Consider the following 14,427-nt stretch of genomic DNA (forward strand, 5'->3'; position numbering starts at 1 on the left):
CCACCATCCCCCTGCAGCCGTCCGGGGCGCGAGACCTTTACCGACCCGTCGCTAGTCTCACGAGATGGTGTGGCTCGAGGTCGTCGGCTGGATCGGCTCGCTGCTGGTCATCGTCTCGCTCGCCCAGGCGCGCGTGCTGCGCTTCCGGGTGCTGAACCTCGCCGGGGCACTGATAGCCACGGTCTACAACACCATCGTCGGCATCTGGCCGTTCGCCGTGATGAACGCCGTCATCGCCGTCATCGACGTCTACTGGCTGGTCCGGCTCCTGCGCGAGCGGCACGACGAGCAGGTGTACGGCGTGCTCGAGGTCCCGTCCGACGACGCCGTCCTGCTCCACCTCCTCGACACCCACGCCCCCGACATCGCCCGCTTCCACCCCGCGTTCGCCGCCGTCGACCCCGCGCCGTCCGCGTCCTTCGTCGTCGTCCGCGGCGACGAGCTGGTCGGCGCCGTCGTCGTGCGCGCCGCCGGCTCCGGGGTCGGCCGCGTCGACCTCGACTACGTCACCCCCCGCTACCGCGACTTCACGCCCGGGGAGTTCGTGTACCGGGACAGCGGGGTGTTCGCCGCCCACGGGTTCCGGCGCCTCGTGATCGGCGGGGCGCCCGTCAGCGAGTCGCGCAGCTACCTCGAGCGGGTCGGGTTCCACCAGACCGCCGACGGCTGGGAGCGCGAGGTGGCGGCGGCCGCCTGACGCGGTCCGCGCTCTCGCGCGCCCATGTCGGTCGGCCGCTCGCCGTCCGCCGCGGTCGCGCCGCGCCGGCCCCGCGGTGATCCGTACGTCCGCTAGCATGAGTTCGGGTCTCCGAACTTTTCGAGGTGAACGATGCACGAGAGCGTGGCCGAGAGCGTCGACCGGCCTGTGCAGGTCGTCGCTCCGCCGCGCATCCGTCGCGCCCCTCTCTTGCTCGGGCCGGCGTTCGTCGCGGCCATCGCCTACGTCGACCCCGGCAACGTCGCGGCCAACCTCACCGCCGGCGCGCGCTACGGGTACCTCCTGCTGTGGGTGCTCGTCGTCGCCAACGCCATGGCGGTCCTGGTCCAGTACCAGTCGGCCAAGCTCGGGCTGGTCACTGGGCAGTCGCTGCCGGCGGTCCTCGGGCAGCGGATGCGCCGCGGCCCGCGGCTGGCGTTCTGGGGGCAGGCGGAGCTGGTCGCGGCGGCCACCGACATCGCCGAGGTCGTCGGCGGTGCCATCGCGCTCCAGCTGCTGTTCGGGGTGCCGCTGCCGGTCGGCGGGGTGATCGTCGGCGTCGTCTCGATCCTGCTGCTGGCCACCCAGAACCGGTACGGGCAGCGGCGGTTCGAGCTGGTGGTGGTCGCGCTGCTCGCGGTCATCTCGATCGGCTTCCTGGCCGGGCTCTTCGTGTCCCCGCCGTCGGCGGCCGGCATCCTGTCGGGCCTGGTCCCTCACTTCGACGGCACCGACTCGGTCCTGCTCGCCGCCTCGATGCTCGGCGCGACCGTCATGCCCCACGCGATCTACGTCCACTCGGCGCTGGTCCGCGACCGGCACGGCCGCACCTCGGGGCTCCCGCTCGCCCGCCTCCTGCGCGCGACCCGCTGGGACGTCGGCGGCGCGCTGATGGTCGCGGGCATCGTCAACATCGGCCTGCTGCTCCTCGCGGCGTCAGGCCTGCGAGGTGTCGCCGGCACCGACTCCATCCCCGGCGCCTACGACGCGATCGCCGCCGCACTGGGCGCCGGCATCGCCATCGCGTTCGCCGTCGGCCTGCTGGCGTCGGGCCTCGCGTCGACGTCGGTCGGCGCCTACGCGGGCGCGACGATCATGGAGGGCCTGATCCACCGCCGCGTCCCCCTGCTGGTCCGCCGCGTGGTGACCCTGATCCCGGCGATCCTCCTGCTGGCGCTCGGCGCCGACGCCACATGGACCCTCGTGCTCTCGCAGGTGGTGCTCAGCTTCGGCATCCCGTTCGCAGTGATCCCCCTGGTCCGACTGACCCGCTCCCGCTCGGTCATGGGCGAGCACCGCAACGGCCCCTGGCTCCACGCGACCCTCCTGCTGGTGGTGACCCTGGTGGTCGCCCTGAACCTGACCCTGATCACCCTCCTGATCCTGGCCTGAGCAGGGGCGCCCGGTGCCGGCAGGCGCCCCAAGCTCGCCCCAGCCGGCGCCGGCGACGAGGTCGTGAGATTCCGACGAACTCGTGAGTTGCAGCTGACGATCGCGTCGGAAACTCACGATCTGACGGCCCTCGATGACATCAGCTCGCGCCGTGGGCGCAGTGCGGAGGCCGCGCCGGCGGGCACCAGCTGGACGATCCGCTGCGTCAAGGTCGAGCCGGTCAGGTCCTCCTTGGTCACGCGAAGGATCCGGCAGCCGGTCTCGAGCACCGCGTCGTGCCGGCGCTTCTCCTGCATGAAGCGCTCTGTCTCCTGACCCACGTACTTGGTGCGGCCGTCGTACTCGAGGACGAGCTTCCACTCCTCCCAACCGAGGTCGGCCCAGAACGTTCCGAGCCGGGTCTCGATCGGCATCTGCGTGCGAGGAACGGCGAACCCGTCGCGGAGCACGACGAATCGAGCCGCCGACTCGCCTGGTGACTCCGCGCCGTCGTCCGCCAGTGCGAGCACCGCCCGGGCGCGAGCGCTCCCGGGTTGCCCGAATCGGGCGGCGAGCAGGCGGTCCAGGGTCCCGCGGTCGGCCGGTACCCGAGCGGCCGCATCAGCCACGACGAGGCCGTGCGCTGGTGGGAGGCTCGCGACGCAGTCGAGGACCGTGCGCTCGAGCGACGTCACATGAAGGCCGAGCACAACCTGCCGTTCGGCGTCGGCGGGTAGGCCCACGTGCCGCGTCACGCGCGGGTCCGAACAGCCGCCAGCGCGATGCTCCTGCAGCACGTGGGTCGTGTCGGGCGAACGCCAGAGCGAGAGGCCCCAGATCAGCGCCGCCGACTCATGGCTGAAGCAGTGGTCAGCTCCGAGTCGTCGGCTGAGACCGACGATCCGACCAAGGGCCACCTCTCGCCGGCGCTCCGGACCCGTCGATGCGCTTGCAGGGAGATAGACGCCGCGTCCGACGCGTTCCCACTGACCCGACCGGTGAAGGTCGCGAACCACTTCGTCGGGGTAGTCCCGCGCGAGATGGACGACGGGCAGCAACGGGCTCCTCGTGAGCACGAGGGAACCAGGGCGCATCGGCATGCCGGCAATGTCTCAACGACCCATCGACGTCGGGTCGCGTCGACCGAGGGTCGTGGACCACAGAGCGCTCTCGCGGGCTGTGGGCGCCTGGGGCTCTGCGCCAGGTCGTGAGTTTCCGACGAAGTCGTCAGTTGAAGCTCACGACTGCGTCGGAAACTCACGACCTCGCGCCTGGCCGCGAGCGGCGCGGGGGCCGGAACCCGCCGTCACGGCGCGTCCAGCGACGACAGGCGGCCCTCCAGGTGGGTGCGTTCCGTCTCGTTCGTCACCAGGGTCAGGGCGGCGCGGAACTGGGCTGCTGCCGCCTCGGGGTGGCCGGCGCGGGCCAGGAGCTCGGCGCGGACGGCGGGGACCCGGTGGTGGCGGGGGAGCGCGTCGTCGAGGCCGTCGAGGAGCGCCAGGCCGGCCTCGGGTCCGGAGGCCTCCGCGACGGCCACCGCGCGCGCCAGGCGGACCACGGGGGAGCCGGTCAGGGCCTCGAGCTGTGCGTACAGGCCGGCGATCACGGACCAGCGGGTGTCGGCTGCGGACGCCGCGGTCGCGTGCTCGGCGGCGATGAGTGCCTGCAGGCGGTACTCCTGCGCGAGTCGCGTCTGCTGGCCGATGGCCGCCGCGGGCGGCGCCGCGGGCGTGCGAGCGGTCACGGGGGCGAGCCGCGCGATAGAGGTGAGATCCGCGGATGGCGCAGGCCGGGCCGACGGGGAGGGCCCGGGGGCCGTCAGCATCGTCGGCAGGGATGCCAGCAGGGCCACGCCCTCGGCGATCTCGTCGCGGTGCCAGCGGGAGCGGTCCTGGTCGGGCAGCAGCACGAGGGCGCCGGCGGCGTCGAGCCGGGTGTCGCGGCGGGAGTGCTGCAGGAGCAGGAGGGCGAGCAGGGAGCGGACCACGGCGCGCCCTGGCAGCAGTCCGTCGAGGACGCGGAGCAGCCGGATGGCCTCGTCGCCCAGGTCGACGCGCAGCACGGACGGGCCGACGCCGGGGTGGTAGCCGGACGTGAACGCGAGGTAGACGACGGTGGCGACGACGTCGAGCCGCTCGTCGAGCAGGGCGGCGGGAGGTGTCGCGAACGGGATGCCGGACGAGGCCAGCCGCTTCTTGGCGCGGGTGAGCCGGGCGGCCATTGTCGACTCCTGGACGAGCAGGAGCCGGCCGATCTCGGCGGTGGTGAGGCCGACGACGAACCTCAGGGTCAGGGCGACGCGGTCGTCGGGGGCGATGGCCGGGTGGCAGCAGGCGAAGATCAGGCGGAGCTGCTCGTCGGCCACGTGGGCTCCGGGGTCGACGACGGCTGCGGCGGCGGCGCGCATCTCGTCGTCGACCGCCATCAGCGGCTCCTTCCGTCGGGCCACTGCCTCGGAGCGGAGGCGGTCGAGGACGCGGCGCCGCGCGGCCGTGAGCAGCCAGGCGCCGGTGTTCGTCGGCACCCCGTCCACGGGCCAGTGCCGCGCCGCGGCCTCGAAGGCGTCGGACACGGCGTCCTCGGCGAGGTCCGGGCGGGCGTACTGGCCGATGAGCAGGCCGATGAGCCGTGACCAGTGGGCGCGCCAGGCGTCGGCGAGGGCGAGGTCGACAGGAGTCACGCGACCGGCCGGACCTCGAACGTCCCGACGTCGGGCAGCTGGCCGACGACCGCGTCGAGGTCCGACGCCTCCAGCACCTGGATGCCGGTGAGTGCCGACGCGGGCCCGGCGAAGGTGCCGTCGCGCAGAGCGTGGTCCTGCACGGAGGTCGCCGTGTCGACGGACCCCAGCGCGAGGCCTCCGGGCGGGAGCGCGGCGGAGTCGTAGGCGAGGACGACGAACCTCATGAGGCGGTCAGCGCGTCGCCGCTCTCCACGGCCACGCCGTTCTCGAACCGCACGGTCCGCCGGATCTCGACCGTCTCGCCGTTGAGCACCAGCGCGCTGACGGCCTCGGTCAAGGCGTCGAGGTCCGTGCGCGCGACGAGGTAGAAGCCGGCCACCTGCTCGGCGGTCTCGGCGAACGGGCCGTCGCTGACGACGATCCCGGCGCGGCCGTCGGACCGCAGCCCGCGCGCCCGGCCGGCGTTCCCCAGCGCGCGCGTCGCCACGATCTCCCAGCCGTTGTCGACGCAGTGCTGCTGGAACCCGCTGTGTGCGGCCCACGCGCGGTCGCGCTCGTCGTCGGTCAGCGCGGCGTCGCGCGCCTCGTCGCGGTACAGGACCACGGTGAACTCGGCCATGTCGCTCTCCTCGGGTGTCGAAGGGACGCCGTGCGCGTCCGCTGCCCCGGTGACGTGCGAGCAGCGGTCGCATCGACACAACCTAGAGCTGCATGATCTCGCGGACCTCGATCGTGTACTCGGGGAGCAGCAGCGCGTGCTTGAGCACCGACTCGCGGTCGGCTGCGGTGACCAGGTAGAAGCCGCCGAGCTGTTCCGCAGTCTCGGCGAAGGGTCCGTCGACGACCGTCGAGTCCTCGCCCGCGCGGCGCAGCGTGACCGCGGTCGCGACGGGCTGCAGGGCCTCGGACGCCAGGAACACGACCCCGAACTCGGCCGCCCGCTCGGAGTACTCCCGGTGCTGCCGGAAGAACTCGGCCGACTCGGCCTCCGTCGCCTCGGCCCAGATCCGCTCGTCCTGGTACAGCAGGACCAGGTACTCGCTCATGACTCGTGCACCACGACGGGCCGCAGCTCGGCGCCGCCACCGTCGGTCAGCAGGAGCTCGCCGGTGAGCCGGGCGAGAGCCTGGACGTCGTCCGTCTCGATCAGGTAGTACCCGCCGAGGTACTCCGCCGTCTCGCTGTACGGGCCCTCGCTGACGGTGACCGGTCCGCCGTCGTCGCGCCGGGCGGTCACGGCGTGCCGGGAGAAGTTCAGCTCCTCGCCGCCGACGATCTTGTGCCCCTGCTCGGCGCAGGCCGCGCCGTACGCCTGGTGCTCGGCCATGATCCGGTCGGTGATCTCCGGCGTCGCGGACTCCCAGAAGCCCTCGTCGCCGTACAGCAGCACCATCCACGTGTCGCTCATGTCGTTCCCTCCATCGGTCCACTGTGCCCGTCGGGGTCATGACGCGCGAGGGTCCGGAGAATCGACAGGCCTTGACAGGCAAGTGAATGCTTGCCTATACAGGAGGCGTGGCCGCCGACGTCTTCAAGGCTCTTGCCGACGCCACGCGCCGCGCGATCCTCGACGAGCTCCAGGACCGGGACGGGCAGTCGCTCTTCGAGCTCTGCTCGCGGCTGACCATGCGGCACGGCCTCGGCTCGACGCGGCAGGCGGTCTCCCAGCACCTCGAGATCCTCGAGGAGGCCGGCCTGGTCGTCGTCCGCCGCGAGGGCCGCTACAAGTACCACCACCTCGACACCGGACCGCTGCGGCAGATCGCCCAGCGCTGGCCCCCAGGAGAACCGAGATGATCCGCCTCACCGTCACCAGCGTCTTCGTCGACGACCAGCAGAAGGCCTTCGACTTCTACACGGGCGTGCTGGGCTTCCTGCCGAAGCACGACGTCCCGCTCGGCGGGAGCGACCGGTGGCTGACGGTCGTCTCGGCGGCGGCCCCGGACGGCGTCGAGCTGCTCCTCGAGCCCAGCGGCCACCCCGCCGTCGGCCCGTTCAAGGCGGCGCTGGTCGAGGACGGCATCCCGTTCGCCTCGTTCGGGGTCGACGACGTGCAGGCCGAGTACGAGCGGCTGGTCGCGGCCGGGGTGCACTTCGTGCAGCCGCCGACCGCGATGGGCCCGGTGACGACGGCGGTCTTCGACGACACCTGCGGCAACCTCGTCCAGCTGGCGGGCTGACCTGCCCGGCGCGGGCTGTCCCGCCCGGCGCTGGTCAGACGCCGACCGGCGCCGCGAGCGACTCGCGCAGCACGGCCGTCTCGCCCGTGACCCGGATCAGGTCGGCGACGAGCAGGGCGAGGCGGTCGAGGTCGGGCGTCGAGATCCGGTAGTAGCCGGCGATGACCTCGGTGCCCTCGGCGAACGGTCCGTCGGTGACGGAGACGTGGCCGCCGACGATCCGTACGACCATGGCGCGCGAGTGGTGCAGCTCAGCGTCGTCGTGGATCACGTGGCCCGCCTCGGCGCAGCGGCGCGCGAACACGGCGTGCGCCCGGTGGCCCGTGAGGCGGTCGGGGGCGTCGTCGGCGCTCAGGTTCGTCGGGTCGCCCTGCAGCGTGAGGATGTACTCGGTGGCGGTCATCTCGTCCTCCTGGTCGGTTTTCCCCATGACGCGCGCGACCCGCTGCGATCGACACCGTCCCACGGTGGTGTTTCGGTGGACCGATGAGGACTGCGGTGGTGACGGGCGGCGGGACAGGCATCGGTGCGGCGGTGGCGCGGCGGCTGGCGGCCGACGGGGACGACGTGGTGATCGTCGGGCGGCGGCGCGAGGTGCTGGAACGGACGGCGGCCGGCGCCATGCGGGTCGAGGTGGCCGACCTGCGGGAGCCGGACGAGGTCGAGGCGCTCGCGGACCGGCTCGGGGCGGTGGACGTGCTCGTGCTCAACGCGGGCGGGTCGCTGGAGGCGGACGGCCCGGGGCTGGCGTCGACGGCGCGGCTGTGGAGCGAGGAGTTCAGGCTCAACGTGCTCACCACGGTGCTGCTGGGCGAGGCGCTGCTGCCCGCGATGCCGAGGCCTGGCGGCCGGATCGTCGCCATGAGCTCGGTGGCCGCCCTGCGCGGGGCAGGCTCCTACGGCGCGGCCAAGGCGGCGATCAACTCCTGGGTCACGGGCACGGCCGCGGCGGTGGCGGCCGACGGGATCACCGTGAACGCGGTGGCGCCCGGGTTCGTGCCGGACACGGAGTTCTGGGGCGGCCGGCTCGACGACGCGGAGTACGCCCGGCGGCTCGCGCGCGTGCCGATGGGCCGACCGGGGACCGTCGAGGAGATCGCGGCTGCCGTCGCCTACCTCACGTCGCCGGACGCGGGCTGGACCACCGGGCAGGTGCTCGGCGTGCACGGTGGGGCGGTGCTGGCGCGGCTCTGACGCCGGCATATCGCTAGGGATTGTCAAAGATAGATCGACGATATATCGTTACGTCGTCCGGTCGAGATCGCGAGACCTCCCGGACCCGCGCCGAGCGACATCGCCCCGCGGCCCACATCGTCAAGGAGACACCCCATGCGACACCCCCACACCCACCCCGACGGCCGCTTCGCCGGCCCCGCGTTCGACACCACCGACCCGACCGCCCGCGGCGGTCGCAACCGCCGCCGCCGCGGCGACTTCCCCGACGCCCCCTACGAGGAGGGCTTCGACCCCCGGCGCGGCGGTCCCCGCGGCGCCTTCCCGCACGAGCACCACGAGCACCACGAGCACGAGCACCGCGGCGGCCGTGGCTTCGGCGGCCCCGGCTTCGGCCCCGGCGGGCCGCGCGGCTTCGGCCCCGGTGGCCGCGGCCCCGGCCGTCGGGCCGGTCGCGGCGACATCCGCGCCGCGATCCTGCTGCTCCTCGCCGAGGAGCCGATGCACGGCTACCAGCTGATCCAGCAGATCGGCGAGCGGTCGGGCGGCACGTGGCGGCCCAGCCCGGGCGCCATCTACCCGGCGCTCAACCTGCTCGAGGACGAGGGCCTCATCGCCATCACCTCCGAGTCCGGCCGCAAGATGGCCACGCTCACCGAGGCCGGCGGCACCTACGTCACGCAGAATGCCGAGCAGCTGGGCACCCCGTGGGAGGACGCCGCGAGCCGGCCGGCCTCGCCCGGTCGTGCCCTGCGCGGCGCCCTCGAGGCGCTCGGCGCGGCGGCCCACCAGGTCGCCCGCTCGGGCACGGACCAGCAGGCCACCCAGGCGCTCGAGGTCCTCGACCGCGCGCGCCGGGACCTGTACCTGATCCTGGCCGGCGACCCGACTCCGACCACGGAGCCCACCCCGGAGGACTGACCTCCGCATTCCGACGAGGCACCCCCGCGATCGCGGGGGTGCCTCGTCGCGTCGTCCTCACGACACCAGCGCGGCTGCCCCCGTCCGCAGCTCCGCGAGAGCCCACCCGAAGCCCACGACCGTCACCGCGGCGAGCGCGCCGAGAGCCGGGAGGGCCGCGAGCAGCGGGATCACCCCGACGGTGAGCGCGGCGCCCAGCAGTCGGGCGACCGGCCAGCGGGACCCGGTGGACCGCAGGAACACGGCGGTCCCGACGAGGTACGTGGCCACTCCACCGGCGAGCGCCGCGGCCCCGAACGTGCCGAACGCCTCGGACGACCCCACCTCCGCCATCGCCTCCTCGACCCCGAGGGCCGCGACGACCACGCCCGCGATCAGCACGTAGTGCAGGTAGGTGTACGCGAGGGTCCCGTACTCGGCGCGGGGGATGCCCTCGAGCCCGGCGAGGACGCGCTCGGCGACGTCGGAGGTCCGCAGGAAGTAGACCCACCACAGGACCAGGGCGAGCGCGATGCACAGCACGGCGCCGGCGATCACGGGAACGCCCACCGGCAGGCGCGAGGCGCCGACGCCGATCGCGACCACCGACTCGCCCAGCGCCAGGATGACGACCAGGCCGTAGCGCTCGGCCCAGTGCGCCGGGGAGTGCAGCCGCCAGTCGCCGCCCCAGCCGGTCAGGAGCGTCAGCCCCACGTCCCACACCAGGGCAACGAGCCAGATCCAGGTCTGCGCGGGCGGCCCGACCAGCGCGCCGACCACCAGCAGCACGAGGGACGGCAGCATCGCGACGACCTGGGTCAGCAGCACCTGCCGCTGCAGCGCCCGGTCGCCGGCGCCCGCGACCAGGTACAGCGAGGTGTGCACCAGCCGGACGACGGCGTACGCGACGACCAGCACGAGCGGTCCGTCGAGCCCGCCGGGCAGGTCGTCGAACGCCTCGGGCACGGCCAGGGTCGCGACGAAGATCGCGGCCATGGCGACCCCCATCCCCACGCGCAGGACACCCTGGTCGGCGGGCGACTGGTTGGCGAGCCAGCTGTACGAGGTCCACGTCCACCAGAGGAGCGCGAGCACGATCAGCGCCTGCAGCACGCCCAGCCCCGAGTGCGTCTCGGCCATGAGGTGACTGACCTGGGTGAACGCGTAGACGTACACGAGGTCGAAGAACAGCTCGAAGGTGGTGACGCGATGCCCCTCGTCGGAGGTGCGCAGGCCGAGGCGTCGGATCACGGGGACCACCCTGCCGGACGTCCCGGCCCGCGGGCGAGGGGTTCGGCTGCTCGGCTACGCGCCGGTGATCCGGTCGAGCACCGGCACCACGACGAGCATCCACCCAGCGGCGGCCAGCAGCGTGGTCACGACCGGGTAGGCGTGGGCCCACGAGATCGCCTCGGGCCAGCGCCGGCGCGCGTCCTTCGGCCGCCCGAGCATGGACCGGTCGCGCGTGACCGGCACGCCCAGCGGCTCCCAGAAGTCGCGCGGCATCGACGGTCGCAGGCGGACCCGGAGGCGGACACCCCCGGCGTGGTCGAGGACCAGGGCGTAGTCGACCGTCGAGCTGGTGGTGCCGGTGTACTCGAGCCGCAGCGTCACCACCCGCGCGATGTCCCCGACCGCCAGCCAGCCCGTGCGCAGGCCCCGCGACCGCCAGGAGATGCCGTCGCGGGCGACCGTGATGCGCTGGGCCGAGACCCGGGGCGCCCGGCCCGGCTTCACCAGCCGGGGCGGGTCGTCCGGCTTCTCCCCGACGACCATCGTCGCCAGCACGTCGCCGGCGATCGCGTACCAGGGCGGCCGGGGCGAGGAGTCCACGTCGACGGGCGCGACGGGCACGACCGGCCGCGGGGAGGCCAGGCTCGCGCGGGCCTCGTCGAGGAACGCGTCGACCTCGGCGATGTCGTAGCCCTCGCGCCACCGGGTCTGCTGGAGCTCGACCTCGTCGAGCCCGACGTTCCCCCCGGTCCGCAGGGCGACCGCCACCCGGTCGAGCAGGTCGTCGACCTCGTCCTGGTCGTACCCGGGCCGGAACTTCGTGGCGGCGAACCTCGCGTTGAGGACGTCGTCGGCGGAGAGCATGGGTCGATGGTTCCTCATGCGGGTGCCGCGACCGCGCACGTTCGCCCGATCGGCGGCTACAGCGGCATCGCGAACCGCGCGTGCACGCCCGGCGAGTACAGCACCGAGTCCGGCGGCCGGTCCACGACGCCCGGCAGCCCGCCGGCGGCGACCAGCCTGTCGTCGAGCGACACCAGCGACGCGCGCCGCAGTGGCCACGGCTCATGCTCGTTGGGCACGAACCGGGTCCGACCGCGCAGGACCGTGTGCATGCCCCAGCGCGCGGTGAGGAAGTCGGCGAGCGGGTCGTCGGCCACGACCTCCGAGGACGGGCGCACCACGAGGTGCGACGACGGCCGGGTCCCCGTGAGCCGTGTCGAGCGGTAGTCGACGACGTCGCCCGCGCGCTCGAGGGACATCCGCGCCCACTGGTACGGCACGTGCATCACGGTCCGGGCGCCGAGCACGGTGAGCACCCGCGACGCCTCGAGCGACCGAAACAGCACCCCCCGCCGGCCCTCGTCGTCGACCGTGTAGAGCCGCACGTTGATCTCGGGGAAGTCGCCGATGTACGGCAGCGCCGGCCCAGGGACGAGCGTGAACCGGGCCATCCGGAACGCGATCAGGCCGACCCACGACGAGCCGTCGTGCTCGTCGGGCCGCGTGCCCGGAGGCAGCAGCGGCGCGACGGCGTCGGCACCCACCCGCCAGTGCAGGAAGCTGACCCGCTGCCACTCCTGCGAGAGGATCACGCGCCCGACCAGCGGCGGCGCGACGGCCCGGATCGGATCCACCCGGCCACCGTAGGCGCGCCGCGCGCCGGGGTGCGGGCGGCGAGGTCGTGAGTTGGCGACGAAGTCGTCAGCTACAACTCACGACGTCGCCCGAAACTCACGACCGGGGGCGGGCCGCCGAGCTCGGTGGTTGCTGTCGAGCTCGGCGGTTGCAGCCACCGAGCTCGACGCGACGCACCGAGCTCGGCGCCACGCCCGCGCCGGCCCGGCGAGGGGTCAGCCTGCCGGGATCGTCGCCGTGTCGATGACGAAGCGGTACCGGACGTCGCTGTTCACCACGCGGTCGTAGGCCTTGTCGACGTCGTCGGCGGTGATGGTCTCGACGAGCGACCCGATCCCGTGCGACGCGCAGAAGTCGAGCATCTCCTGCGTCTCGCGGATGCCGCCGATGTTGGACCCGGACAGGTTCCGACGAGCGCCGGTGAGCGAGAACACGCGGAACGACTGCTTGTTCTCGGGCAGCCCGACGAAGACGAGCGAGCCCTCGAAGCGGAGCAGCGAGAGGTAGGCGTCGACGTCGATGTCCGCGCCGACCGTGCTGATGATCAGGTCGAACGACCGGCGCAGGTCGCGGAAGGTCTGCTTGTCGCTCGTCGCGTAGTAGTGGTCGGCGCCCAGCGTGAGGCCGTCGGCCTGCTTGGACAGCGACTGGCTGAGCACGGTGACCTCGGCGCCGAGCGCGTGCGCGAGCTGCACACCCATGTGCCCGAGCCCGCCCATGCCGACGATGGCGACCTTCGACCCCGGGCCGGCGCCCCAGTGCTTGAGCGGCGAGTACAGGGTGATGCCGGCACAGAGCAGGGGCGCGGCGACGTCGAGCGAGATCCCCTCCGGGATGCGCAGCGCATAGCTCTCGTCGACGACGATCTGCGTCGAGTAGCCGCCGTAGGTGGGCGTGCCGTCGTACGCCTTGGAGTTGTAGGTGCCGACGTTGCCGCGGAGGCAGAACTGCTCCTCGCCGGCCAGGCACATCTCGCACTCGCGGCAGGAGTCGACGAAGCAGCCGACGCCGGCGCGGTCGCCCACGGCGTGCTTGGTGACGGCCGACCCGACGGCCGAGATCACGCCGGCGATCTCGTGCCCGGGGACCATCGGGAAGATCGCCTTGCCCCACTCCTCGCGGGCCTGGTGGATGTCGGAGTGGCAGATGCCGGCGTAGGCGATGTCGATGAGGACGTCGTGCTCACCCAGCTCGCGGCGCTCGACGGTGCCGCGCTCGAAGGGGGCGCCGGCGGCGGGGGTGAGCAGGGCGGGGACGGTCAGGGACACAGGTGCTCCTCGAAGGACGAGACGGGGACGGGGACCATCATGCGCCAGCGGCGATCCACCCGCGTGTCATCGCCTGCACCGCGGACCCGTCCAGGTCCGCCAGCTTGACGCCGGCGAACGCGTTCGCGGTCGGCGACGTCTGCACGCGGACGGGCGGGTCCTCGTCCATGAGCAGCTCGACCAGCAGTGCGGCGACGTCGTCGGCCGACTGGGCGTTCGCGAAGGCGCCGGCGGTCCGCTCGAGGTACGCGGCGAGCAGCGCTCCGTAGACGTCGTCACCCTCCGACGGCCGCCCGACGTTGGCGACGAACTCGCTGGCCACGGCCCCGGGCTCGACGATGACGACGGACACCCCGACCGCGGCGGCCACCGGTGCGAGGCTCTCCAGGAACCCCTCGACGGCGAACTTCGCGGCGCAGTAGGCGTCGTTGAAGGGCTGGCCGACGACGCCCCCGACCGAGCTGATGGTCAGCAGCCGGCCGCCCGACGCGCGCAGGTGCGGCATGGCGGCCTGGGTGACCGCGACGACGCCGAAGAAGTTGAGCTCCATGTTCGCCCGGAACGCGTCCATGGTGAGCGTCTCGGCGGTGCCGACCTGGCCGCCGCCGGCGTTGTTGACCACCGCGTCGAGGGAGCCGTGCGTGGCGACGACGTCGGCGACCACCTGGCCGATCGCCGCATGGTCGGTCACGTCGAGCTGCCGGATGTCGAGCGGGAAGCCGCCCCCGCGCTCGCGGAGAGCGCCGGCTTTCGCGAGGTCCCGCATCGTCGCGACGGTGGTCCAGCCGGCGTCGGCGGCGGCGAGCGCGGTCTCCAGGCCGATGCCCGTGGAGGTGCCGGTGATCAGGACGGTGGGCATGAGGACCTCCGGGGACGACGAGGGCGGGCGGAACCATCTTCCGCCCGCCCCGTCGTGCGCGCTCAGGCGTCCTGGGCCAGACCCACCGTGTGACCGTCGATGTCCTGGAGGGTGGCGATCGTCCTGCCGCCGCCCACCTGCGTCGCGTCCTGGATCACCGTCGCGCCGGCGGCGACGAGCGCGTCGCGGGTGGCCGCAAGGTCGGCGACGTGCCAGTAGTAGACCGGCCCCGCGCTCACGTCGCCGTTCGGGTTGAGCCCGAAGTGCTGGCCGGCGACGTCGAACCCGACGTAGTACGGCGCGTCGTGGGCGGGCTCTACCCCCAGCAGCAGGGTGTAGAACGCCTTCGACGCGGCAAGGTCGGACACCGGGACCACCACGGTCTTGATGCCATCGGTCATGGTCGTGCTCCTTCTCGTCGTGGC

The 14,427-nt window shown here is 73.2% G+C and carries 19 protein-coding genes; 6 read left to right on the forward strand and 13 right to left on the reverse strand.

The features are described from left to right. Nucleotides 1-64: 64 nt before the first annotated feature. Both AC1DWH_RS17025 and AC1DWH_RS17030 read left to right on the forward strand, forming a co-directional pair. Nucleotides 65-697 carry a hypothetical protein gene (locus AC1DWH_RS17025; protein WP_477094686.1) on the forward strand — a complete coding sequence of 211 codons (633 nt, stop codon included), beginning with the start codon at nt 65-67 and terminating at the stop codon, nt 695-697. 132 nt (nt 698-829) lie between these two features. Further along, nucleotides 830-2,089: an Nramp family divalent metal transporter gene (locus AC1DWH_RS17030; protein WP_477094687.1), complete on the forward strand. Its 1,260-nt coding sequence runs from the start codon at nt 830-832 to the stop codon at nt 2,087-2,089. Nucleotides 2,090-2,202: 113 nt separating this feature from the next. Here AC1DWH_RS17030 and AC1DWH_RS17035 read toward each other — a convergent pair whose 3' ends face one another. The 6 genes from AC1DWH_RS17035 to AC1DWH_RS17060 form a co-directional block, all read right to left on the reverse strand. After that, the gene (locus tag AC1DWH_RS17035; RefSeq protein WP_477094688.1) at nt 2,203-3,126 is read right to left on the reverse strand and encodes a hypothetical protein; all 924 of its coding nucleotides are present in this window, start codon (nt 3,124-3,126) and stop codon (nt 2,203-2,205) included. Between the two features lie 248 nt (nt 3,127-3,374). Then, nucleotides 3,375-4,748 (reverse strand): RNA polymerase sigma factor, encoded by a 1,374-nt coding sequence (locus tag AC1DWH_RS17040; RefSeq protein WP_477094689.1) that lies wholly within the window; start codon nt 4,746-4,748, stop codon nt 3,375-3,377. Next, nucleotides 4,745-4,975, reverse strand: coding sequence for a hypothetical protein (locus AC1DWH_RS17045; protein WP_456844942.1), 231 nt, complete (start codon nt 4,973-4,975; stop codon nt 4,745-4,747). The genes AC1DWH_RS17040 and AC1DWH_RS17045 overlap by 4 nt, the downstream gene beginning before the upstream one ends. Then, nucleotides 4,972-5,370, reverse strand: coding sequence for a YciI family protein (locus AC1DWH_RS17050; protein ID WP_456844943.1), 399 nt, complete (start codon nt 5,368-5,370; stop codon nt 4,972-4,974). Before AC1DWH_RS17050 ends, AC1DWH_RS17045 begins: the two co-directional genes overlap by 4 nt. A gap of 82 nt (nt 5,371-5,452) precedes the next feature. Beyond that, nucleotides 5,453-5,797: a YciI family protein gene (locus tag AC1DWH_RS17055; protein WP_456844944.1), complete on the reverse strand. Its 345-nt coding sequence runs from the start codon at nt 5,795-5,797 to the stop codon at nt 5,453-5,455. Next, nucleotides 5,794-6,159: a YciI family protein gene (locus tag AC1DWH_RS17060; RefSeq protein WP_477094690.1), complete on the reverse strand. Its 366-nt coding sequence runs from the start codon at nt 6,157-6,159 to the stop codon at nt 5,794-5,796. Before AC1DWH_RS17060 ends, AC1DWH_RS17055 begins: the two co-directional genes overlap by 4 nt. Nucleotides 6,160-6,266: 107 nt before the next feature. Between AC1DWH_RS17060 and AC1DWH_RS17065 the strand changes: the two genes are divergently transcribed. Both AC1DWH_RS17065 and AC1DWH_RS17070 read left to right on the forward strand, forming a co-directional pair. Further along, a complete protein-coding gene (locus tag AC1DWH_RS17065; RefSeq protein WP_477094691.1) occupies nt 6,267-6,548 on the forward strand; it encodes an ArsR/SmtB family transcription factor in 282 nt (93 codons plus the stop codon). Then, on the forward strand, nt 6,545-6,931 hold the full coding sequence (locus AC1DWH_RS17070) for a VOC family protein (RefSeq protein WP_456844947.1): 387 nt from the start codon (nt 6,545-6,547) through the stop codon (nt 6,929-6,931). Before AC1DWH_RS17065 ends, AC1DWH_RS17070 begins: the two co-directional genes overlap by 4 nt. A 34-nt stretch (nt 6,932-6,965) precedes the next feature. Here the strand turns inward: AC1DWH_RS17070 and AC1DWH_RS17075 are convergent, their stop codons facing one another. Further along, nucleotides 6,966-7,334 carry a YciI family protein gene (locus AC1DWH_RS17075; protein WP_456844948.1) on the reverse strand — a complete coding sequence of 123 codons (369 nt, stop codon included), beginning with the start codon at nt 7,332-7,334 and terminating at the stop codon, nt 6,966-6,968. 83 nt (nt 7,335-7,417) lie between these two features. On the opposite strand from AC1DWH_RS17075, the gene AC1DWH_RS17080 reads away from it, so the two are divergent. Both AC1DWH_RS17080 and AC1DWH_RS17085 read left to right on the forward strand, forming a co-directional pair. Further along, entirely contained in the window at nt 7,418-8,125 is a 708-nt protein-coding gene (locus AC1DWH_RS17080) for an SDR family NAD(P)-dependent oxidoreductase (RefSeq protein ID WP_477094692.1), read from the forward strand. A 135-nt stretch (nt 8,126-8,260) separates the two neighbouring features. After that, a complete protein-coding gene (locus AC1DWH_RS17085; RefSeq protein WP_477094693.1) occupies nt 8,261-9,025 on the forward strand; it encodes a PadR family transcriptional regulator in 765 nt (254 codons plus the stop codon). 57 nt (nt 9,026-9,082) lie between these two features. Here AC1DWH_RS17085 and AC1DWH_RS17090 read toward each other — a convergent pair whose 3' ends face one another. The 6 genes from AC1DWH_RS17090 to AC1DWH_RS17115 all read right to left on the reverse strand — a co-directional run bounded on the left by AC1DWH_RS17090 (nt 9,083) and on the right by AC1DWH_RS17115 (nt 14,403). Further along, nucleotides 9,083-10,255, reverse strand: coding sequence for a low temperature requirement protein A (locus tag AC1DWH_RS17090; RefSeq protein ID WP_477094694.1), 1,173 nt, complete (start codon nt 10,253-10,255; stop codon nt 9,083-9,085). A 54-nt stretch (nt 10,256-10,309) separates the two neighbouring features. Then, nucleotides 10,310-11,101 (reverse strand): DivIVA domain-containing protein, encoded by a 792-nt coding sequence (locus AC1DWH_RS17095; RefSeq protein ID WP_477094695.1) that lies wholly within the window; start codon nt 11,099-11,101, stop codon nt 10,310-10,312. 56 nt (nt 11,102-11,157) lie between these two features. Then, the gene (locus AC1DWH_RS17100) at nt 11,158-11,874 is read right to left on the reverse strand and encodes a YqjF family protein (protein WP_477094696.1); all 717 of its coding nucleotides are present in this window, start codon (nt 11,872-11,874) and stop codon (nt 11,158-11,160) included. 216 nt (nt 11,875-12,090) lie between these two features. After that, nucleotides 12,091-13,143: an NAD(P)-dependent alcohol dehydrogenase gene (locus tag AC1DWH_RS17105; protein ID WP_477094697.1), complete on the reverse strand. Its 1,053-nt coding sequence runs from the start codon at nt 13,141-13,143 to the stop codon at nt 12,091-12,093. A 37-nt stretch (nt 13,144-13,180) separates the two neighbouring features. Beyond that, on the reverse strand, nt 13,181-14,002 hold the full coding sequence (locus AC1DWH_RS17110) for an SDR family NAD(P)-dependent oxidoreductase (RefSeq protein WP_477094698.1): 822 nt from the start codon (nt 14,000-14,002) through the stop codon (nt 13,181-13,183). A 62-nt stretch (nt 14,003-14,064) separates the two neighbouring features. After that, nucleotides 14,065-14,403 (reverse strand): VOC family protein, encoded by a 339-nt coding sequence (locus tag AC1DWH_RS17115; protein ID WP_477094699.1) that lies wholly within the window; start codon nt 14,401-14,403, stop codon nt 14,065-14,067. Between the last annotated feature and the right edge of the window lie 24 nt (nt 14,404-14,427).

It is taken from the genome of Cellulomonas sp. P2_F12 (assembly GCF_056403775.1).